This is a genomic window from Cellvibrio sp. GW822-FHT04B05, from assembly GCF_058800985.1.
In genome coordinates, this window is the sequence record NZ_JBXAMU010000003.1 from 163,470 (window position 1) to 186,482 (window position 23,013).

Sequence of the window (23,013 nt, forward strand, 5' to 3'; positions counted from 1 at the left end):
TAGTACCACTTATTAGTTGAGTAATTCAACCATATTATTTTTACTCAATCGACTTATTAAATCTTGGGCAATGTTGCCGTCTACTTTGAACGGAATCAATTCATCGGCGTTGCAGCCTTCATGACTCTCGAAGGTTATTTCCTTGATATCCAGTGTTGTTCCACCCATTGTAGGCCATACAAAGACACCAACCTTTTTGAAACTCGCCATTAGCCGATCAACCTGGGTTCCAGTACCATTGAATGGGATCTGGTTATTCGCGTTGAAAGTGCCCAGCGCCGCCATGACTTGATTTTGTATTTCAATGTACTTATCAAGCCAAAAATCAAATGTTTCACCGGCAAGTAGTGCCTTTTCGTTTGCCCGTTCCTGAATCTGCTGCATATCTTCGGTTGAAAGTACTATGGCTTTCATGGACTCAAAGTTAATGCTTGGATAAACTGATTCAGACACATGAATAATATTAGTGTGGTTTGTCCAGTTACCTTTCTTGGAAAAAATATGTCCGGCACTATTTGATGCAGTAATGTCTACCAACCCATAAAGATCGCTGTCTGGAAGCTTGAATTGAATGTCAGGCCGTGTACCTTTCATTACATCAGTCACCTGAATGTTTACATTGGATAACTGGCTGAGAATTTTACTGTTGGCTTTACCTTCAATGACGTAACCGGCAGCTGTCGATGGGTGCATCTGATAAGCAACGCCCATTTGTATAGCCTGATCAAATTCAAATTTTCGACGCTTGTATAATGCAATCTGTGCAGGCGATGCACCAGTGTAATCATCTGCCATAAATTCTTCGTAAGACTTCATCACCAACTCATCAATTATTGCAGCATAAAAGCTTGCGACATTTTCAGGTGATGTAGTAATGTTTTGGGGTTTGTGAGTAATAAGCGCACGTTGAGCAGGAGCATCGCTCATCATTTGCTGCTGATTCAACTTTACTTTAGTCGACTCTCGATTATCCGTAAAACTACCTATCGAATTGCTATTTGATACCTGCTCCCGCTGTAATAATCGTTGTTTAGGGGCGTAATTCATTTGCGATCCTATTCATAATATTTAAATAATCCTGCAATCTGGATAAAACGTATCTCCGGCTTTTTTAAGCATGATGTTGCCCAATATCAGTGTCCACCAATCGGACTTGATTTTCTTAATTCTTCTGTCAATAAAGTATCTCTGAGGAATGGCGTCGTAACGATTTAAGTTAGCTAAAATAATTACTATTGTCCTGGAGGATTACGACGTCCGCCACGACTAAACTGCCAGCCATTACCATTAGTAAAGCCACGATCTGTGTGCCATTTCGTTGCACTCTTATGCCCCATTTTTCCACTGAAAATCCATTCACCACCATTTTGTCTTCGCCAATAATAACTGGGGGCTAATTGTGCAATTAAAGATTTTCCTTGTGTCAAACTAATGGAGGAACTGGTTTCTGTTGATTTTAACTGTAATGCCTTTGCGCCCATCACATCCGCCTCAGTCTCCAAACTCACATCATCATTAACTGAAGTACCTTTCATTTGCGTAGTGGGTTTTACTCGTCCCTGCGCCTGCTGTACAACATGCCATGCTTCATGCGGCAAATGCTGCTCTTGTCCTGGCGCGACGTGAATATCAGCTCCTTGTGCGTAAGCGTGCGCATTTAGTTGTGCAGGCTTATCGGAGTTGTAGTGGACTTTTACATTGTCCATACTCATTCCTGAGAGGGATTCAATTCCGGATTTAAGTTGATTTGGTAAGCCTGTGTTATTCGGCTTTTCCTCTAACTGCGCCGTTGCCTGGTTAGAAAATTTTCCTTGGAGTAACTCTTCATCTTCGGTGAGTTGTGCAGTGTCAAACTTTCCCTGTAGCGGTTCTTCTTCCTCCATTAACTGTGCAGCTTGGAATTTTCCTTGTAGTAACTCTTCTTCCTCAGCCAGTTGCGTTGTTTCAAATTTTCCCTGAAGTAATTCTTCATCTTCGGCACGCTGTACAGTAGCGAATTTGCCTTGCAATAGTTCTTCCTCTTCCATTCCTGCGCGCTGTACCGCACCCATCATTTCCTGTTGTTTTAGTTGTACGCTGGTTGAGGCGCGTTGGTCGGTAAATTTGGGCGATACAACTTTATTCGCACCGCTTTCAACGCGCTGGGATTCTTGCGCGGTTTGTTTGCTGGTGTAAGACATAGTTCGCTCCTGGATAATCCTTCGCAATTAATAAGGTTGAGTAAAGCTCATACTAATGCTGTTTACAATGTTTACTTATTACCATCACTTACATCCGTGTCATCTATTTCATCTGTTGCTACTGCCGGATTAATAGGTCGTTTTGGTACTCCCATCATTTTCTGGTGTTGTAATAAATTGCGATTGGGTTTTTGTTTTTTCAATTCTTTGATTGAATCCAGCACAGCCCACAACGAAAGTACGATCAGCAATATACTTAATAGGCTTGATACGCTCAGTAATGGGAATTGTTTATCAACCAACAATAAATAGTCCCACAAAATTATTGGTGGTAATAATAGAAGGATTAATGCAAATGGTTTTAACAGCCAACCAATTGAAGATGGTAATTCTCTACATTTATGTGGATAAATATAAAACGCTACCAGCACAAAAATAAGAGCGAGTATCAGCCAGATATTCATCACACTGATCAGTTGCCAGCGATAGGCGCAGAGCTTTTCATTCCAACCGGACTTTGAATAACCCGGAGCAAAATGCGTTGCGACGTAATCATTAAAGCCTTCATAACCCGGCTTGTTCCAGGTGGTGATTGGCCAGAAGCCGCCACCACCAAAACTTTCATGGATATACGCCAATTTTTTAAAGCGCTCATCGCTCGCCATACCTTTGCTTAAAGCTTCGCGTTGTTCTTGCCGGTTCATATCCGCGTAATTGGCAATCATCATCGGCATAATCACCGAGCGACTGGTACCGGAGGTCAATGCATAGATTTCATCGAGTGCGTTGTAATAGGGCTCTTCCAGAATCAGCAATACCACCGACTCAAGTCGATCCTGCATTTCAATGAGCGATAAATTAGTATCAACCAATTCCCGGGTTTTGATTAATTGTTCAAGGTTGGTGCTGGTAAATACCCCTTGGTCAGCGGTGAAATCGTTTTGCCTTACCATCAGGTTGAGGTAAATTTTGGGATTTTTCCGATGAAAGCTTGCATGCTTTTCGCTAAGCTTTCTAAGTTCTTCTTTAACCGAGATAAAAAACGCGGTGAATATTTTGTTGGCTGCATCGGAATCCGGATAATTCTTAAAATACAATGTTACACCGTCACCATTGGTGGCTTGTCCTGCAAGCCCCAAACTCAGGTAAGGCCGCAATACCGACTCGGCATCGGTAAGCGGGGTATCTAGCAAAGTCACGATGTTGAGTTTAAGATTATTCAACACTACCTCCAACTGCATCGGGTTTTCTGCAATTGATTCATTCGTAAATGTACCCCAATCTTTTTCGATCACCCAATCCACTTTGCTGCCATAACGGCGCGCCGTCGAAATAAATGCTTTGCTCTTGTCAGCATGATCATGCACTAAAGTCTGCGCTTGGCTTTTAGCATTGATCTGTACCAAATGGCCGCTTTGGTTGACCGTTAAACCAAAATAAGCGACGCGGGAAAATGTACTAAAATCGAACTCCTGTTCTTTTTCGCCCGTTGCCCAATAGGGATAAATACCATAAGCCGTGGTAGCGATTTCATTGGGCACACAACCGCAGGCATCGCCGTTCCATAAAATATCCAGCGGTTTATATTCCGGCATTGGCTCGCTGTAGACCTGCTCGATAGCGCTGCGCAATGACTTGTCGTATTCGCGCTGAATATTTTGATAGTGCGTATCGTTACAGATGGGCAATTCATTGGTATCGGTAAGACTGGAAGGAAAAATACTCGCCAGTTGTGAACGCAATTCCTCTTTTTCAGGAGCACTCAAGCGATCAACATTAATATCCAGGGTATTGGGTTTATCGACTTTGCAAATTAACAAGCCCTTAATCAATTTATTCTGTATTGCATAGTGCAATAACTCGCCTTCCGGATATTCAATGTCTTGCAAGACTTTTAATAGTTGTATGAGACGCGGGGGAAAATGGGCAATGCTGTTGATAATAGTGTGTGCAGCTTCTTTAGTGAGCATCAGGCTATTTTGTTTGCTCGCAAGAACAATGAGTAATAGGTTTGCCTTCGCCTTTTGTGCGGCGCTATTGTCACTTGTATTTTCAGTGGTAATAGCAGCAGATTTTCCACCGGGCGATGGATCTACGGATGATGCCTGAGTTACTGCCGGATTTTCTGGACTTGTAGTGTCGGCAAGTTGTGCTTTTTGTATGGCTGCGTTGACTGCAGTTTTAAAACTCGTTTCAGACGTAAACAGCGTTTGGGGTACCGCCTTTAGCTCAACAAATAAAGCGTCGCCAATACCGGATTTGAATAGTGATGCCAGAATTTCATCTGTTAATTGGTAGGTTTCCACCGTTTGTAATTTGGCAAGAATCTGCGTGCGTAAACTATTGCGCGCTTCCTCGTTTTGGTCTTTTAGTAAATCATTAATCGCATTTTCCGCACTGGTTTGATCGGCAAAGGTCTTCTTGGTCAATTGATTAACCAATGCGACCAATCCATCCGGTTTTTCCAATGCAACATAATCATCAGCACGTAATACATACAAGCTATGTGACTGCACTTTTATCGGCGTAGCTACTTTTTGCGGTGGTGGCACAGCGGGTTTTAAGCTGTCCTGATAACAGCGCAAAAGCTTTACTAATTCTGCATCACTACCGCGATACAAAATGGTGCGGATATTTAATTGACATGCATTTGGATTGGTTGTGCTCCAGAGGGCAAATTCCCTGCTCACTAATTGCGTTGTGTCTGTTGTATGCACCTTGGAAAAATTTGCCAGTGCAGTTAAGCGTTGTGGAAATTCGGTGACAATGTCTGCCGCTTGCTCAAGTGCAAAATGATTGCACAACCGTTGCATCCACGACCAGGTAATCGGCCCCAAAAAACCATCATTTAGCGGGCGTCCATGTTGGTTTGCAGTCGTTTGCCATTCTGGATCCTTCTGATAAATCTGGAATAAATCAGCTTGTATCTGATTAACCAGCTCGCGTGAATACTTTTTATAGGGCAAGTCATAACCCAGGCACTTATCTCTATTCGCCGTAGCACCTTCAGGCAAGGTTTGCGCAGCGGCAGCAAGTGGCAGTAAAAATACCAGCAGAAGCGCAAGCGATTTTAATGATGAGGCAATAGTCATAGTCAATTAGAGCGTGCGCCCCTCCTTGAGAAGTTCTTTATTGATGCCTTGTAATAAGTCGGCTTGTTCCAGTTGCTGGCGTTTCATCCGCGTCGCGCGAATTGCGGCGTAACGAACGACGTTGGTCAACGAACCGCCGGATAATTCATACTTCTCAGCGAGTAGCCCCAAGTCCACATCCTTCGCAAGCAACGATTGATTGGGCAATAAATTTTTCCATAACCGTAAACGCTCCGTTTCATCGGGCAAGGGAAAATAAATAATCGATTGAAAACGGCGCGAAAAAGCTTCGTCGATATTAGCTTTAATATTACTGGCAAGAATCACCACACCCGGAAAATCTTCCACCCGTTGCAACAAGTAGGAAATTTCCTGGTTTGCATGGCGATCATTCGAGCTACTGGTTTGCGTGCGTTTACCGAAAAGTGCATCAGCTTCATCAAAAAATAGAATCCAGTTTTTATTTTCCGCTTGATCAAATACCCCGGCGAGATTTTTTTCGGTTTCACCAATATACTTTGAAACGACCATGGATAGATCAATGCGATAAACATCCACACCCACACTTGCACCGAGCAAAGTGGCGGTTAAGGTTTTACCAGTACCCGGTGGTCCGAAAAATAAACTGCGATAGCCTGCTTTAATTGATTTTTCCAAACCCCAGCGTCTAACCAATTCTTTACCTTGATGCAGCCAGGTATGCAGATGATCAATTTCCTCCATCACATCCTGCGAGAGCACCAAATCATTCCAGGTGAGTTTGCTGGTAATCAGTTTTGCCGGAAACTCAGTACTGTAATCCGGTTTATGTACTTGCCCATGAGTACAGCAGTGCAAGAACTCTGTGGTGACTGAAATAGTTGCATTTAAAAAAGGCTCGCCGCTGGCCTGGTGCTCCAACTTAATTAGCCGCTGCTTTAAAAAATAATGCTGTTCGTCAAATAATTGCAGCGCATCAAAACGCCGGTTTAATTCTTGTCCCGCCAAAATAAAGACGGCTGTTTCTGCAGTGGGCAAGAATCCACTGTGGGCTTTACCGCGCCACCCGCCAAACTCAGTGTAAGTACGACCGGTAATCTGGCTTTGGGTGAAAAATATATCCAGCGCTTGCGGCCGCAGGTGTGGAATAAAGCAGAGAATAAACACCAGACGTTCATCAAATCCCATTCTGTATTCGCGAATGACCTGCGCGTACGTTGATTCGTCTTTATTCAAATCAGGTGGTGTGAGGCTGCGGATGTCCGCCGTTTCCTTTTGAATATCGGGTGAACCAAAATAATGGGTGAAGCGCAAATTCAGCACAGCATCAAACCAGGCAAGTTCCTGTTCGAGTGTTTTGGCATTGGCTTGGATAATAATCATTGCACAGATATCTCAAGTGATAATCAGGAATCATTGCGCCAGGAAACGCGCACCGGTTTATCCATCCATCCATGTTTTATCAGGCTAATACTCCAGGGCAGGCGGTCGAGCAGAAGATCAAATGTCTGTTCCCTCACTTTTAATCGCCAGCAATCTTCTTCCAGGATCAACCAACCTTGCCGTTGAAAAAAAGTTTCACGCAAACCGGCAATCGATGTTGAGCCCAGTACTTTCCAGTGCTGGATCATACTGGTAAGCATTTGCTCGATCAGTATTTGTTCCTGGTCTGTCACGTCAATTCCTGCACTGATAGGAATACTGGTTCCGACACCGCATAAAATTTTATTCAACACCAAATCATATTCAGGTGTTTTGCTGTCGCCAGTGACGATGAATTGCAACAGGTGTATTGCTCTGTCGGCCGCACCAGGATCAATAAACCTTCCATCACTCATCAAATTCAGTATGGAAAATAAACGGGGTAGGAATGCCGCTGCCAATACCTGGCCGGCATTATTAATATGCAACCCCGCATCCCATTGCGTTGCAGATCCATTATTTTGATGCGTAGAGGTTGTGACAATATCTTGCAAGCGCATTGATGGCTTTTGTTGTGCAGGCGGCCTGAGCAACGCAATTCGACGCTGTGTTAAATTAATCAGCCGCTGCACATCGTCAATTCCCAACGCTGCGGCAAGTCGTTCACACAATGCGTTTGATAGCTCCCTAGCATGCGCATTATTTTCGCCTTTAATGTTATTGCTGTTATCGGGTACAAATAAGTAGTTAAAAATGAATTGCCATTTCACTTGTTTAATAATCAGGCTATTGATGTCGGTAACCAATAGCGCCAAGGCTTCAATTACGGTCTTAACGACGGAGTCGAGCCAGACATAGTGATCCGGCTGCAAACGCATGACAATTTTATGTAGTAGATGCGCAGGTACTGCATTCACTAATTTCTGTGAATGTTGTGCATCCATCAATAATTGACACCACTCAGCAAGCAATTCCGGGTTTGGATGATTAAATAAAATAGTAATTTGCTGCTGTAGTGCTAATAATTGTTCCTGATTCAACGGCTGCTCTGCTGCCAATAGTTGCGCCAGGGGAATTGCCGGCTTACGCAAGGATTCGTCACTCCCTGTTAATTGTGAATAATCTACCGCTGATTCTGTTGGGTTAGCGGCGGCCGTTACCGGCCGCAAAGATTGTTTTTCGATTGTGGCCGGATTATCACCGGTGAGGTTGGCGTTATTGGTCCGGCTTTTAATAATCGGTTGATTGCTAATATCGGTTGTTGCCTGCGTAAAGGCTTCAAGGTCAATTGGTTGCTGCTCCAATAATGCTTTGGTTACCAATCGATAATAAATATTTGTATTGATTGCCTTGCGCGAGAAGCTATTGATGGCCTGCAAAAACTCATCGCCTGAATCCAAAAAAAGTGGATTCCCTCGTCGAATCAGTTCAGTAACTAACGCTTGCCATTGTGCATTATTAACATTCAATTGCTGCAAGCGAGTAGTTGATTCTGGCTCAGCCATAATTGACTGCACAACCTCACTCACATTAAGCGGTGAAATTGATGGAGATTTGAATTCCGTTGGTGAAGGTAACCTAGAGTCAATTAATCGATTGTCAATTGTTTCCTGTCCTGTTGCTGGAAATTTAACTGGATCGGTTACAGATACATCAGGCACAAATACTTTAGAAATAGATGCTTTGGATGTATCAAAGGCAGTTGCTTTAGAAGCAGATACTGTGGGTACAGATATTTTGGCTGTCTCCGCTGGTAATCTTTGTGCAAGGTCTACCGATGAGTGTGAGGCTATGGTTTTTAGGTCTTGATCGTCTTTTCTTAACTGTTCCCCGATAGCACTTAAGTCCAAATCCTTTTCGTCTACAAGTTGTTGTAATACCTTTTGATAGTAAGCGGCAGTACTGCCAATTTCCTGTACATGTTGGTGAATCGCGGCGAGTAGTTCAGCCTGCATATCCCTGGCGATAAAATTGCTTGTATAAACGTAAATATCAATTAATTGGGCAAGTCGGTCGCGATCCAGATTAAGGGATTCAAGCTGAATGCTTCCCTGCTGCAACCGGGCAGCAATAATATCCAGATGTACTTCATTAGTAGCATTGTTTACGCGCAATGCTATCGCTTCAAGATCGACTAGCTTATCTGCAATCAATACCTGTAAGACTGTTGTATAAAAGTTAATTATTGATTGTGTAGCTTCAGCTTGGGCATCGATGGCAGCAACAAAATCGGCGCAGTTTTCTGCTGTAGCACTGTGACCCAAGCGAATGTAACTGCTGATCAGGCGCCGCAATAATTCCACTTCATGGGGTAGTTGTGCCCACAACAGCGCACCACTTTTTAAACGTAAGCACAAATCAAATAATTGATGATCGCTAATATTAGTCAAACTACCTTGTCCGATGGCAGGTAATTTTTGTTCTGCATCGGAATTTTTGTTGATATCGAATAACTCATTTTCATCTGCCCGTATCACAGGCAGATTATCTTCTTGTGTTACATATCCTGTATATTCTTGTACTATTTTTTTCGATTGATAGGTCTCTGGTGTTTCGCTGCCATAGTTTGGTGCGGCAGTACACAAGGATGAACCATCTACCCTACTATCTGAAGTATTATCTAAGGAAATTATTGTGGGTCGGCCATTCAGCAGCGCAAGCCAGTTTTGTTGTAATGATTGTGGATCAATTGAATTCAATTGGGCATAGCTGGCGGCCAATGTCATTACAAATAAATTTTCGTTCGCGAGATAATCAATGTTTGGATGTTCAGTTTTGCCATTAAGTATCAAACCAATCGCAATTTCCCATAAACGACGTTGCAATTGCTCTGAAGATGATGCCGTTGCATCTGCCTTATTGCTACCGATACTACTTGATAGATTGTGCGCTGCATCAATTAACTGCCCTGCTTTATCTTGCAGCTGTAAAAATACCGGATTAAGCGCTGGTGCCAATAGCGCAACAATAGCCGCCTGCATTGCCAGAGGGAAATTCAGCATTACCTGCTGACGAATTTCTGCACTTATTAAATAATGTTTTAATGCCGCTGATATACGCTGTGGTTCGTGTGTTACCAACTGTGGCCAGGCATCCAGTAATTGACTGGCATCACCACGAATGAATGCTGTAGCAATTAACTGGCGTAAATAATCCGGATTTTTTTGTTGGTTTAACTCTAACTGATTATCTTCCGTAGTATTTCTTTCCCCGACAATGTGGTAAGTGTCAACCTGAAAGATACTGGCTGTTAGTTGTGCGATTTGGCTTTGCAGTTTTACCAAGAGGTTTCCGGTTGTACTCTCCGGTAATTGGATTGCCAGTAGATATTGCTGCAACTGATTTTTTGTGAGTGTTAATGCATCTGCGATTCTATTAAGTACTTTATCCAGCCAAAAACTCTCTCCACCAGGCTCATTTTCCAAGCCGTTAAGAATAAGTTCTTGCCAGATTACATTGTGCAACAACTCGTTACTGATGGTATTTATTTCAGCAGTGCTGGCAGAATAATGTGTAAAGTATTTCCTTTCTGCAAATTGAAGTAGATCCAACAGCGCAATTACGGTTTCCATGTGCTGCGGTATTAATTGTCGCAGTAGCTCCAACCGCTGCTGTTCGGGAAATTGTTTGAGCAAACGTTGAACCAGAATTTGTTGCTGGGGAAATTGCCGTAATAGTTCGGCAATATTGTGCTGCGCTAATACTTGCTCCAGTAACAGCTCATGAATTCCCGGCGGAGTTACTGCTTCGTTAGACCTTAATGCTTGCCCGGCTTCGCTTTCTGATTTTCCAATTTCCTGATTTTTTTCCGGCACTTGTTGTGCAACAGATTGATCCGTAGATAGACGCTTGCGTTGTTGCTGTGTTACTGCCAATGGAGCAACAGAATTTTTATTATTGCGATGCGCACGTATTTGTCCGGTTGCCAGATACTCCAAAGTTTGCGCCAACGCAGCTTGGGAGTGCTGGTTATCTTGGGCAGAAAACTGTTGTGCAGAATCAGTTGACGGCAATGCAATTAGGTGCGATTGCAGTAGCTGGAAAAATTGTGCCAATAGTTGTTCGCGAATGTGTTGCTGATAGTTGCGGCTGCCCAGGTTGCCAAAATCAAATTCCAAAGTTTCAAAACGTAGAATCTGTTTGCCGGGCGAGAAATGTGAGAATAGTTGATCCAGTGCTGGTAAAAGATCATCGCTAAGCCACTCAGTGAGTGTTACTTTTTCATGGCGAGCAAGCCTGGTTGCCGTAAACGACAAGTCAATAATCAGGTCATCGATGCGATGCTCGGCTTGCATGGTTTAAATCCAGTAGGCCGCAGAAGGCGTTTGTTGCTCAAGCCAATCACGTACTTTTTGCGCGGCTTGATTAAGGGTGGCTGTTGTACTTGCATCCGGCTCGCCGGTTAACTTTTGCTGTTCATAATCATGGAGGTATTCCAGCCAGGGCTGGTAGCAATTCTCAAATTCCTCCATCTCAGCGAGGTTCAGCCAGAATACCTGTGGAAATAAATGCGCAGGCAATTGGTTGGCCACGGTTTTTTCTGCAAAGTGACGGAAGGCCGGATTTGCGAAACGCGCTGTCCATTTTGGAAAAATAAAACTCAAGCGGCAGTTATAAAAATTATCTGTATGGGCATCTGTGCTATCTTGATTGTGGGCTTGATTGCGGGTTGAGTTGGCGCGTGCGCGCAGCAAAATATGCTCAAGCAAATAGAAACCTTCCGAACTTGCATTGATATCGGTAATAATTTTTTTGAATTTGTGCACATAGGCGATAGCCCGGTCACGCTCGACGGATTTTTTCAATGGTATCCAGCGTTTTTGTGCATGGGAGTAAAAATAGACGTCGACCTGATCGCCTTGCTCGTGGGCGCGCAGACGATAGGCATCAATACTGGTGCCATCGGTAATCATCGCAGGACTTAACGTCAGGACTTTATTGGGTGTGTAATTCCATTGCTGTAATTTTTGTTGCTGCTTTGACGTGAGTATGGGCACTGTTTGCTGTTCAAGTGCAGCTGTGTCGGCGTCATTCAGCTGTTGACCGATCTGCTCGTCGCTAACCAGATTAATATGATTGGCCCTGAAAGTTTTTGCCAAGGGTACAAGGCTGTCCGGTTGTTGGATGCCGAGCAAAATATTTAATTTTTTATGCAGGCTGCTCAGATTACTGGATTGCCAATGCCTTTCGCTGGTATCAAATGCACCTGACCGGCTATTGCTGATTTCCACCAGGTGCAGCAGATAACGCATTTTGTTATCAATGGCCCAATAATCCGGCTGCTCCTGGTGATAGTAATTAAAATGCAATAGCGCTTCTTGCGAAAACTCTTCGCCATAAATTGCCAACAAGGTATCCAGTGCGCGACTTTTTCGATCGGCAGCCGGATCATGGCGCGCCTGAACGGCTTGTATGTCAGCCAGGCTGATATTGTTATGCGTATAAAGGCCAACAAAGTTCGGGATATTATGGTTATCGAGAAACTGCGCAAAATAACTATGGTTCGGTTGTTCTTGCAAACTAAAGAGTTGCTGCAAATTCTGGATGTGTACCATCATATTTGCCAGCAACTGCTCGAAGGGATAGAGATAGGACTTGAGCTGCTGCGCCTGTATTTTGCGCTCCATCGATTCACTGCCCGGCACACCCGCTGCATTAATGCCGTAAACCACCGGGAAATGATGCTGCACTGAATAGTAACCAAAATGGCCATGAGGACGGCCTTGGGGCAGTGGGTAAAAATTGGCAGTGTTGGTTTTATTATTGCGAAAGGCGCGGTACTCAAATTCCAGCTTTTGCAGAGAACGACGGGTTTCTTCCATTAATTTTTCAACGGTTTCACCGCGCGCTTTTACTACGCCAGCAGGATCAGCCGTCTTGCCCGGATTAAAATCAATTTTAAGCCACTGTTGCTGTGCGACCTCTTCCGGAAACTTCAGGAAAAAAGAATACTTGTCGATGGTCTGGGTATCGAGCCTTTTACCCTCGCTGTCAACCAGTTCCAACCGGTATACTTTTTTAACACCGTCAATTTGGGCAACCAATCCATTTAGCTCTTCCAGCGGTTTGGTCGTCGCATGCGCATTTAAATCATCGCTGTAGATATAGCCGTGCCTGGTGAGCGGCCCGGTAAAAATATCCGCGAGATCCATTTCTTGTTGTGCGAGGGTTTCGTAGCGCTCCATACGAATGTTGGAGGAAATCTTCCGCGCTGTCTGAAAAAACACATCGGCATAAATATCAGCGTGATTGCGCTTGCCATTCGTTTCAATCACACCTTTTAAAAAGCAAGGTTCACTTTCTTCAATCGTTACACTGTCGAGATCTTCACCCAGATTGCGATTTTTAACAAATACACTTTGCACCGTGTGTACAACTTGCTGCTTTTGTTCTTCGGTATAGGCCGGCCCGGTAAGCGGCTCCAATAGTTTTATTGAAATTTGATAGAGGCAGGCACCGTAACTGCCGGGTTGATCGGCGGTGGCAACCGTAATCGCATCTATCTCCGGCACTTCATCCAATAAGCGCTTGCAGTAATCTTCCGCGGTAACCGGACGAGTAGGGAAGATGTCTTGCGGTTTGTAGAGTGCATAATGATTGAAATCAATCATGCCGCGCTCGTTGGCGAGATAATCCGCGACTGGCACGTTAGCTTGATAAGCCAACTCGGTTAAACCAAAACAAAGTTGTTCCAAAATAGTTACACCCGGATCGTGCAAGTTGTAATCCGTCCAGATATTACCGGCGAGCTCCTGCACACGTGCAATTCCGTCTGCACGCAGACTGGAAAAATCAAGACCATCGGGATCTTGTTGCGCGCGCGCAATTACTTCGGAGGAACTCATCTTTCAGCACCCTGCGCTGCAACCGCAGCTCTATTGTTTGTCGCTGGTTCCACATGCTGGGTTTGCAATTGCTGGTGCAAATTATTCAACAATTGGCAGACGCGGTTGTAAGGTAATTCGCCCAGTGATTGGATGCACAGGCTGAAATCAGCAGGAGTTAATATAAATAGCGCAGGCATATTGCGATCCGCATCTGCCTGATAAAATTGTTGCGCCTGATGATTTAATTGGCCGATGATTTCAAACACCAATTTAAACGGCCGCTCGACCAGCGCTTCAAGAACCAGGCTGCTTTGCTCCAACGTAAGATATAAGTGCAATTCGCGCGTGTTAGCGTCAGTCATGCTATTACTCACTTTGTTATTCCGGTGCCTGATTGCTTTCTAGCATCAACGGATCAAACCACAGACGCGTCAGGTGATATTTGATCCAGATGCTTTTACCGTAGGAACATTGCACACGCATTTGTAATTTAAAGTGAAATTGCCCTTGCTCTGGCACGGGCTGCCAGCGCAATGCAATGCGGTTACATTTGTTGCCGAAATGTGCGTCCTGGGTGTTGATGCTGCTTTTACCATTAAACGTATTTAATGCGATTGCGTGGAGCAACGCGTATTTTCCATCCGCATCCTGGCCACCTACACCGGCGACAACTTCAAATGCCTCACAACCGGTTAATGCGCTGGTAATGTCATGCCACTCACCGTCAGCCGGTGCTGCCATTTCGCCGCTCTTACCCATGCGCCCGGTGGATGCAATTGTGCCCTCCACATCCAGCGTTGCTTGCGGGTGTTCTTTATTGATGCCGACTGCAACACGCAAGTTGCTTTCCGCATCATCACTATGCGCATAGAGGCTTAATACCCGCGGACAATTAGGTGTACCAAAATGCAATTTGTTTTCACTGGTACTCAGTTCGAGAAACCATTGCGGGCTTTCCACGGCAATATTTTTATAAAAACTGAATAGCCTGCCTGAACCCATCAACTGGGAAATTTTCAAACCGTCGCGACTGGTTTTATCGAATCCCTCTTCGAGGATATTGACCATCGAATCAATCAAATTGGAAAAATCCTGCTCGGACGGCATCTTTCCTTTTTTGAATTTATTTTTCAGCGCATTTCTATCTAGCTTTTCCATCGTGCTGACCTATTAGGGAATAATGAAAGTGCTGCCCACTTCCAGTTCGTCTACACCCGTGCGTTGAGCATGGATTTGTTGGCGTTGATCAATTGTCTGGATGTAATGGTGTTGCAGTGGCACCATGGTGCTCCAGGCATAGGTGGGCTTGAGTGTCTGGCGGTATTTTTCGTCACCTTCTACGCTACCGGTGTCATCGAGAATAAATAAACCACCCGTTTGCGGTGCGATCCGCAAGAGCGAAAAATCAGTTACATAGTCGATGTAATCGAGGTTGTGAATAAAAGACCTGATTTCCTGCTCATTCACGTTCCAGCCAAAATGTACATTGTTACCCAGTTCACACCAGGGCGAGAGATAATCACAGAGCGCCTGATTTAATAAATTTTGGTGGCGCCCTATGTGCAAGCCTTTTTTAAATTGCACTGCGCAGCGCACTTGTACTTCTTCGTATACCGGATTCTCCACCGCAACCTGTACCACGCCAGGCGTTAAGGGGTGGATAAATTCTTTAATCGCCAACATTAAGTGGCCATCAAAATAAGGTTTGAAATTATCGCCATCATTCAAATGGCGATGGGGAATAGGAATAATTAATAATCGTCCGGGACAAACAGGTGCCGAAGGATCACTGCGCAAATTAGCGAAACATTTCACTTTATAAATGTGTGGAAATTTTTCCAGAATTAACATTTCGTAATCGAGTGGAGTCAGTGCACGATTTTTATGGCGCAGACGTTCGCTGATACGCGTGCGTAAATGAGCGAGATCTTCTGCCGGCACACCGCCAGACGAACTGGTGATTTGACTCACACCGGTAAGGCCGGCGATGGTTTGGCGTGTGCGTTTAATTGTATCTGCCGGCAATTGCATCGGATGTCCGGCAGCTGGGTGGCCACCGGAGCGCCAGCTGGCTTTTACCGCTTGTGCATAAACCGAAAACACATCGCTAAAATGATTAAGCGCTTTATTTGCGCTGATTTTTAGCCAATATAAACCACCGGGCATAATGGTATTAGCCATGGTTATTTTTTCCGGCATGGTCAAGGTAACAATACCGGAGGTCATAAAACCCTCGGTCGAATCACTTACAATATAACGCGGGTTTAACGGCCGCCATTGGTTGTCACTCAGGTATGACCAACTCACCAGTGCTGCTGGCGTTAGCGTGCGCACCCGACCGTCATCTTGTGTTTCAGCGAGTAGCTCATCACTCAATGGCAGCGAATTATTTTGCAAATGAAAATACAAACTCAACTGCTGTATATCGCTCGCCGCTACGCCGATAAATAGCGAGCCGTCATCCGGATATTGCGGCAGTAAATACAAGCGCGGATGACGCAGGGGCGATATGGATTCCCAGCCGAGTGGATGCAAATGGAAAAACTGATCCTTGAAATAGGGATCATCTTCGCGGCCGGTATCGGCGAGCGTCATAGTCGACACCGCGGAATAATTTAACCGGATCGCACTGATTTCCGGCGTATAGGGGGAATTAGGAAGAACCTGCGATAACCGCGGATGCTTGGCCCTTGTATTGTGCGTTAACACTTCTGCGAGCAGCGTAGGATATTCGCGATGACCAAATGCGCCGGGCGGCCCCTGCAAAGTAAATTTAAATAAACCGGAGCGTGTTAAGGGTGAGTAATTAAACGGACGTTTGACTTGGTATTGGTCTTGCGGCTTATAAAAAGGGATAGCACTGTTCGCCGATAAGGTTTTTGTAGCAACCAGATGAGCGGTGCCATTTTTCAACGGAAAATTAAACAGTGATTGCGTACCATTACCATCAGCTACTGCCGGTTGCCAGCGGCCATCTGCCAATACACTTACGCTGGCAACAAATTGATGATTTTCTTTTGGCAATGCATAACCGCGATACCAGGTTTTAAAACCGCCGGCGCAAGCAGGCAATCCGCTCCATTCAACATCAACAGTCAACGCGGTCAGTTGTTTACTGCGGGTTTCTTCGTGCCCAACAATAAAGTAGGAACCGACATCGGGCATTGGGCCAAATGGCGCGAAAGGTGCAAGCGGTGAGAGCTGGCCAATATTGTTGTGCAACAGCAAATCGTGACAACCTTTTACATCCACCTGGATGCGCACTTCTTTCAGTACCAACTGTTTGAGAATATCGTAAGGGTACTGCAAATAATTTTCTTTCAAAATGAAACGCAAAACCGGTAATGCCGTGGTTAAGGGATCGCCATGAATACCCGTTTTGTAAATGCAAATCGGCGGAGTGTTTTCCGGCAATACAAAACTCAAACGTATAGTGTTAGGTTTTATCGATGAATCAGTAGCCTGATATGCCGGTTTATATTCTGCAATGGCTAACCAACCTTCGGCAGTAGTGAGGCTGAGTTGAAATAATTTGCTGAAGTAGGCAAAAAATTTGGCTTTATCATCGGCAATGCTGTCTTTGATATTGGGCAAATGGCGGAGGATATTATTGAGCTTGCTCCAGGGCTGCCGCTGCAGGTCTTCAAACGTCAGATCGACAGTAATTTGCCGCTGCCCTTCGCGCAGCAGCAGTACATTACTGGCAACAGCAAATCCGATACGTGCGACAGAGGCTGAATCGCCTGCGCGACCATCACTGCCGAACGCATGACGACCGGCACCGAAAAAAGGCTGTGCGATAAATTTGTCGCGCTGTTTTTTTTCAGCTTTGGGTTGCGCATTGATTTCGTTTAACCAACAGCCCTCCGCCAGTGAAACACTCGCCCGCATGCTTGCTTTTGTGTTCTCGCGGGTTTCCCGCGTACCCTGGCTATTGCGCACGCCGAGATTGAAACGTGGAAAATACAGGCTGTACAACTGTTCGACTTGTGCATCATTGATGGTTACATCATCGTCAGAAGCGTACACAATATCGCGGCTGGCACTATCAATACCGGCAAAAAACTCTGTACCTTTTGGCAGAAATATTTCCCGCTCTTTGGCGCCGGGTTGAAATACAAGGTACACACTATCGGGTTTTATCGGGCGCGGCTTGGCCTGTAGTACCTGGGTAAAGTAGAAGTCGATAAAATCCAGCGTAAAGCGATTCAGCCGCTGCTGTAATTTTTGGTAGAGCGTGACAAACGCAACACGCAATGCCAATGCGGGATCGTGGTTTTTGCTGTGCATGGATTCCGGCAATAATTGCCGCGCGCCTACTTGCACCATATCAGCGGCTTTAAGCAGTGAAGAAAATAGCGAGCGAATATTCAACGCAACATGTGGATTTGGGTTTCCTTCATCACGCTGCTCATCCAACTCATCGCCTGTTGTAATCAGATTCATAAAATGCGCGGAAAAATAATTGGATTGTTTCACCCGCTCAGGCATCACGCCATGCACCCGATACATTTCTTTGGCTAGACCAAGGATGACACTTTCAATCAAACTGTACAGGTTTTCACCGGCATCACTTTGCGGGTGTTTTAACAGACATAACCAACGGTCCAGCATGCGCGCCAAACCCAATACCGAGGCCGGATTTTGCGCTTCGCTCAGTGCCCACTCTTCACTTTCAATTTCCTGCTGCAGGCGAGTTTTGAAACGGCGCTCCAGATCATCCACATTCAATGCGAGAATTTGCGCTATCACCACAATTTCATCGCGCGCAAATAATATGTGCTCAATATCCTCGGGTGAAAATTCTACGCCGGGCAGTTTTACCAGCCGCGCATAATCCTGCATCTGCGTGAGCAACTGTTCGAATGACATTTCATCGACATTGAAATAACCCGGTTCAAGCGCAGGCAAATAGCGACGCTGCCGACTCATGCCATCGCGGACATGCAGCTGCAGCAGCGACTCCGTCCGGGCAATGCGTGCAATGCTCATCGCTGCACTCGCAGGCTGCCCGGCAGCAGGCGCAAATGAACGTTCATATTAAAGCGAGACATTGCTGCCTTCATTAAAATAAAACGGATATACCAGGTTGTAGCGATTGTTAGTTGCCCTTACCCGATAGTGGACATGAATTTGCACTTTACCTTCACGATAGTCATCATCACTGACATCGATACGCTCAACAACGACACGCGGCTCGAAAAATAAAATCGCTTTTTCCACCGTATCGCGCATTAATGCGAAGCTTCTTTCGTCGAGCGAATCAAATACGTGCGCTTTTAAACCGCAACCGTAAATCGGTTGCATGACCCGCTCACCCGGTGTGGTGGATAACAAAATCAGCAGGCTTTCATGGATATCCTGTTCCGCATTTACTGTCACCAATCCTTTGCTGGTGAATTGCGGCGGAAAACTCCAGCCTGTGCCTAAAAAAGATTTATTGCTCATAGCGGGTATTCGCAGCTTTGGTTTAATCTCATGTTTAATCTGATTAGCCACCAATCATTACGGTTGGCAGACCCAATACAATATTGCCGCCGTGAGCCGTGGTATCACCCATGCGCGCCGCCGGTTTACCACCGATCATTACAGTGGCCGAGCCTTTTACGATAGAGTCGGGCGGGCCAACACAAACGCACATATCACCCACCACTGCTGCCGGCAAACTGCCGATTAATACCGTGGGCACACAGGGGCCGCTAATCGGCCCTCCTACATGGGGGACCGGGCCAGTGGACATGGGGCAGGCATGCATGTCAGTAATTCGTGCTGCGGGTGGCATTCATTAATTTCCTGTCCATTAAAAAATAAAATCGGGTTACCACATTAATTGATTAGCACCATCGCACCTTTAATGGTGGTAGTACCCGAGGCAGACACTTCCGCCGTCGCGCTGCCTTTGGCAGTAAAACCGACGTTGGCAGTACTGGTGATATTTAATCCGGTTTGTTTGATATCCATCTGTGCGGTTGCCTCAATATTATTGCTCGCTGTCATAACAATTTTGCCTTGCGCTTTAAGCGTAATATCTTTTGGGCTATCGAGCGTGATGCCGGCGGAATCCAGCGTGACTTTGTTGTCATTTTGGTCTTGCAACAAGATGGATTTTCCATCATCACTAATCACAATTTTATTGGCGCCGGGCGTAATGATGGTGATATTTTTTTTATCTTCATCAAATTCCATTTTCATTTTGGTGCGGGTGACAATAGCTTTGGTATTGTTCTCCGCGGCCAGCGCGTAAGGCGGTACGTTTTTGCTGCTGTAGACACTGCCGAGAATGACCGGATGCGAGGGATCATCGTTAAAAAAACCGAGCACCACTTCATCGCCAATTTCCGGAATAAAGAACGCACCAAAACTATTGGAGCTGTAAAAGTTGGCGAGCCGCGCCCAAAAGCCATCTGTTTCGGCACTCATTTCAGGAATAGAGACTTGCACACGGTGTTGGCTTTCCGGATCAGCATCCAGTTTCATCACCGTTCCCACATGCAATCCATTAATACCGGAATTAAGGCCAGCAGCCAGCGGCGCTTCCAACTCATTAGTTTCGGTAAACCAATTGGGATGCATGCCAAATTCAGTGCGTGTCGTCCAATTACCATCACTGATTCTATGATGCACTGCGCTGATAAATGCATTGCCGTTGAACCGCTCGCCGACAGCGGCAAGCTCGATTAATCCACCGGGCTTGGCTAATGCACTGCCTTGGAAACTCACCTGTCCACGAATACGCGCAAGTGCCGATTTTAATTGTTGTGCTTTGGCCCATGCAGTGAGCGCACTGGTGTCCTGCGGAGTAGTACTTTGCAAGCGAAAATCACTCAGCGCCAATACACTTGCCAGAGCAGCTGCTTCGACGTTACCTTGACCGGTAAGGGATTCCGTTGTCGCAGTTTGTTGTACAAGCTGCTGCGTCGCCAAATCCCAACCATTAGTGGTTACGCTGCTAAATTGATGGCGCGCGTCCAATTCTGCATTGAAATCAATAATGTCTATTCCGTAGGTGACTTTAATCGCGGGCGCACTGCTGACAGCAGGTGGAGCAATAGTGACTTGTCCCGCATCCAGAATTATCAGCATGCCATTGGCTTCTGCGCGCGCCAGCATAAAATCCCAGTCGCTACAGTAGAACTGCACCAGTTCTTTATGCTGGTATGTCGTTGCAGTTACAACCGCCGAGAGTCCGGCACAATTACCGATCAAGCTGGTAAGAATGTCGCTGTCTTTTTTATCAATATAGTTGGCATTTTTTCTCCCGACCGTCATGCCAATTGCTTTGTCTTTACACTCAACTATTAAACGCGCCGCATTGTTTCCACTAATTTTTACTGAGTGTTTAATAATAATTCCGCTGAAAATATCCGCTGTTTCAGTATCGTAGCCTGCCTTAATATTAATTTCTGCACCCGGTAAAAAAGTGGCACTATCGCTGCCGGGAAACTTTGCCTCCGGCATATCACCATCATTAAATATAATGGTTGCTGTATTAATCCGATTAACACAGCAACTTATGTCTATGGAAACCACTTCAAATTCGTTAGATATAACGCTGCCATTCACCAGAACATCCAGCTTAATTACACCACCAGAAGCGAGTAAGGGAGAGTCAGCCATTGCATTACACCAAGGGAGGAAAACGTAACAACTGACCGGGCTGTAGCCGGCGGAAATTGTTGAGTTGGTTAAGGCGTGCAACGGCGAGGTAATAAGAGCTGTCTTTATAAATTTGATAGCAAAGCATCGGCAAGGTATCGCCCGCTTTGACTTCTACCAGATGGGTTAAATCAGGTGATTCAAGGCTCGATTCACGGAATACTTCTTCAGTACTTTTGTATGCAGTAAAAACCAGATCCATTTTTGCACGCAGCGGTTCACCGCTGGGCTTGAACAAGGTGTAATTTACTTTCAGCGCTTCCATGCGCGCCTTGAATAAAAGCGGCCCCCAGGAAACTTCTACCACTGGCGGTTCATGCTCGGAACCATTGTAGTCGTAAACTACTTTGCGCAGCAGGGCGATCTGTTCGCGCACGCTGCTCTGCGTGCCTTCCACAACACCAGTACTATCCAATACCATTTCTTTGAATTGGATTTTATCGGGGTTGGATTTGGAATATTTTTTTTCGCTGCCGGGACCGAATGCCTGATTTTCAGCGTACACAATCGATGAACTGTGCGTATAACCGGCGGGGTTTATCAGTGCTTCAAATGCGGGATCACCGTTTACAGTGGCGATGCCATCGGCGACATCACAGGGCGATATTGTTAATTTTATTTTAGTGCCATTGGCGGAAGTCATGATTTAACGCAGCCCTTTATCGCTGAGCATTTCCACGATCAAGCGACGACATTCGCTCAATATTTCGTGTTTGATATTATCATTCATGGCATCCCTGTCTTGCCTACGCTCCTGTCCATACACTCCATGTATATCGTCATCTTCATCCACCACGGTGGATTTAATAACCAGTTGTTTAATTTCTATTGCCATTTTCCTATCCAAACTATTTTTAACAATAAGGGATAATTATTTAATGCGTTTTGAATAGGTATAACTGAAGGTTATTTTCTCAATTGCCACTTCATTTTTCGTTGAATTAAAGCCATCAACTTCCCACTTCACCGGAAATGCATTGACGAATACCCAACCGCGTAATGGCTGGGCTTTTTCATCCAATAAATAAACACGGATAGTTTGTGGTTCAATCTTCTCGATAAACCCCCGCTCCATTACCGATTGACACCAGATGACCAACGGCGATGTGCTGGGCGCTATACCGCGCTTTAATTCCAGGTTCGGATGTTTAATCGCTGTCGGCAATTTATGCACAAAACGATTCTCTCCCCCTTCGGGTACTTCTTCCGTCGACATCTCGCTGGATATACCCGAGACATCCTGGAAGGATGAATCCGGGCTATTGGCACGGTTGCCAAAAACGACTTTGAAATAAAACGCAGAAGGCGGATAAAAACCGCCTTCTGTATTTGCTGCTGTGGATGCTACTGGCATTTGTTATTGCACACTCCAACCATTAGCTATTCGCAATGGTTAAACCTTCGTGAACAATTTCAATGCTTTCGATAGCTACTTCATTTCCTTCTGCTTTTAAATCAGTGGAGGAAATTTTTGTCGGCCAGGCATTTGCCAGGGTCCATACCATTGTAGGGGCACTACTCTCATCGAGCAGGCTAATGGTGATAGGAACACGTTTGATGGTGTTTAATTTAATTTGGTTGAGCCAATCCCAAAATTTATTATCGCCCTTGAACACGCCTTTTTTCATGGTCACATTGCCGAATTTTTTCATACCCGGCATTTTGATCACGGAAAACTGCTTGCTGTCGCCCGAGCGATATTTAATTTCTTCCGATTGAATATCCAATCCACTCACTTCCTGGAAGGACATAACATTTGAATCCCATTTCACTTCAAAGTGAAACTTGGGTAGTGGCCAAATATTGGCTGATTGTGTTGAGCCGTCTTCTGCCATAGTAATCTCTACCTTAATTTAT

General features: G+C 45.2%; 16 protein-coding genes. All 16 read right to left on the reverse strand.

Annotated features, from left to right (window positions below):
- Nucleotides 1-12: 12 nt before the first annotated feature.
- The 16 genes from AC1RJL_RS10720 to AC1RJL_RS10795 all read right to left on the reverse strand — a co-directional run bounded on the left by AC1RJL_RS10720 (nt 13) and on the right by AC1RJL_RS10795 (nt 22,991).
- Nucleotides 13-1,047, reverse strand: a complete 1,035-nt coding sequence (locus AC1RJL_RS10720) for a hypothetical protein (protein WP_492913770.1) — start codon at nt 1,045-1,047, stop codon at nt 13-15.
- Between the two features lie 185 nt (nt 1,048-1,232).
- A complete protein-coding gene (locus tag AC1RJL_RS10725; protein WP_492913772.1) occupies nt 1,233-2,180 on the reverse strand; it encodes an eCIS core domain-containing protein in 948 nt (315 codons plus the stop codon).
- Nucleotides 2,181-2,251: 71 nt separating this feature from the next.
- Nucleotides 2,252-5,278, reverse strand: coding sequence for a hypothetical protein (locus AC1RJL_RS10730; RefSeq protein ID WP_492913774.1), 3,027 nt, complete (start codon nt 5,276-5,278; stop codon nt 2,252-2,254).
- Nucleotides 5,279-6,634 carry an ATP-binding protein gene (locus AC1RJL_RS10735; protein ID WP_492913776.1) on the reverse strand — a complete coding sequence of 452 codons (1,356 nt, stop codon included), beginning with the start codon at nt 6,632-6,634 and terminating at the stop codon, nt 5,279-5,281.
- Between the two features lie 23 nt (nt 6,635-6,657).
- Complete coding sequence (locus tag AC1RJL_RS10740) at nt 6,658-10,968, reverse strand: contractile injection system tape measure protein (protein WP_492913778.1); 4,311 nt, start codon at nt 10,966-10,968, stop codon at nt 6,658-6,660.
- A gap of 3 nt (nt 10,969-10,971) precedes the next feature.
- The gene (locus tag AC1RJL_RS10745) at nt 10,972-13,518 is read right to left on the reverse strand and encodes a baseplate wedge protein (RefSeq protein WP_492913780.1); all 2,547 of its coding nucleotides are present in this window, start codon (nt 13,516-13,518) and stop codon (nt 10,972-10,974) included.
- Nucleotides 13,515-13,862, reverse strand: a complete 348-nt coding sequence (locus tag AC1RJL_RS10750) for a hypothetical protein (RefSeq protein ID WP_492913782.1) — start codon at nt 13,860-13,862, stop codon at nt 13,515-13,517. The genes AC1RJL_RS10745 and AC1RJL_RS10750 overlap by 4 nt, the downstream gene beginning before the upstream one ends.
- A gap of 16 nt (nt 13,863-13,878) precedes the next feature.
- Complete coding sequence (locus tag AC1RJL_RS10755; protein WP_492913784.1) at nt 13,879-14,658, reverse strand: hypothetical protein; 780 nt, start codon at nt 14,656-14,658, stop codon at nt 13,879-13,881.
- 12 nt (nt 14,659-14,670) lie between these two features.
- Nucleotides 14,671-18,492 carry a baseplate J/gp47 family protein gene (locus AC1RJL_RS10760; RefSeq protein WP_492913786.1) on the reverse strand — a complete coding sequence of 1,274 codons (3,822 nt, stop codon included), beginning with the start codon at nt 18,490-18,492 and terminating at the stop codon, nt 14,671-14,673.
- Nucleotides 18,493-18,540: 48 nt separating this feature from the next.
- The gene (locus tag AC1RJL_RS10765) at nt 18,541-18,948 is read right to left on the reverse strand and encodes a GPW/gp25 family protein (RefSeq protein ID WP_492913788.1); all 408 of its coding nucleotides are present in this window, start codon (nt 18,946-18,948) and stop codon (nt 18,541-18,543) included.
- 43 nt (nt 18,949-18,991) lie between these two features.
- Entirely contained in the window at nt 18,992-19,282 is a 291-nt protein-coding gene (locus AC1RJL_RS10770) for a PAAR domain-containing protein (protein WP_492913790.1), read from the reverse strand.
- 44 nt (nt 19,283-19,326) lie between these two features.
- Nucleotides 19,327-21,117 carry a type VI secretion system tip protein VgrG gene (gene vgrG, locus AC1RJL_RS10775; protein WP_492913792.1) on the reverse strand — a complete coding sequence of 597 codons (1,791 nt, stop codon included), beginning with the start codon at nt 21,115-21,117 and terminating at the stop codon, nt 19,327-19,329.
- A gap of 4 nt (nt 21,118-21,121) precedes the next feature.
- Entirely contained in the window at nt 21,122-21,799 is a 678-nt protein-coding gene (locus AC1RJL_RS10780; protein ID WP_492913794.1) for a CIS tube protein, read from the reverse strand.
- A gap of 3 nt (nt 21,800-21,802) precedes the next feature.
- The gene (locus tag AC1RJL_RS10785; RefSeq protein WP_492913797.1) at nt 21,803-21,991 is read right to left on the reverse strand and encodes a DUF5908 family protein; all 189 of its coding nucleotides are present in this window, start codon (nt 21,989-21,991) and stop codon (nt 21,803-21,805) included.
- 36 nt (nt 21,992-22,027) lie between these two features.
- Complete coding sequence (locus AC1RJL_RS10790) at nt 22,028-22,510, reverse strand: phage tail protein (RefSeq protein WP_492913799.1); 483 nt, start codon at nt 22,508-22,510, stop codon at nt 22,028-22,030.
- Nucleotides 22,511-22,532: 22 nt separating this feature from the next.
- Nucleotides 22,533-22,991, reverse strand: a complete 459-nt coding sequence (locus AC1RJL_RS10795; protein ID WP_435783885.1) for a phage tail protein — start codon at nt 22,989-22,991, stop codon at nt 22,533-22,535.
- Nucleotides 22,992-23,013: the final 22 nt, after the last annotated feature.